This is a genomic window from Aeromonas enterica, assembly GCF_054052465.1.
This window is the reverse complement of sequence record NZ_JBSTYL010000089.1, coordinates 1-217: the sequence shown is the minus strand read 5'-3', so window position 1 is coordinate 217 and position 217 is coordinate 1. Positions and strand designations below refer to the sequence as shown.

General features: G+C 52.1%; 1 tRNA gene and 1 rRNA gene. Both read right to left on the bottom strand.

What is annotated here, in order from left to right:
• Positions 1-101: ribosomal RNA gene (gene rrf, locus ACW5XD_RS24025) — 5S ribosomal RNA — on the bottom strand; the annotation flags it as partial.
• A 27-nt stretch (positions 102-128) separates the two neighbouring features.
• Positions 129-204, bottom strand: a tRNA-Thr gene (locus ACW5XD_RS24020).
• Between the last annotated feature and the right edge of the window lie 13 nt (positions 205-217).

The window sequence follows — 217 nt, the reverse complement described above, 5'->3', positions numbered from 1 at the left end:
TACTCTCGCATGGCGAATGCCACACTACCATCGGCGCTACCGCGTTTCACTTCTGAGTTCGGCATGGGATCAGGTGGTTCCACGGCGCTATTGCCGTCAGGCAAAAAGCGTTAAAACTAACTTAAAACTGGTGCTGATACCCAGAGTCGAACTGGGGACCTCATCCTTACCAAGGATGCGCTCTACCAACTGAGCCATATCAGCACACTAACCGGTA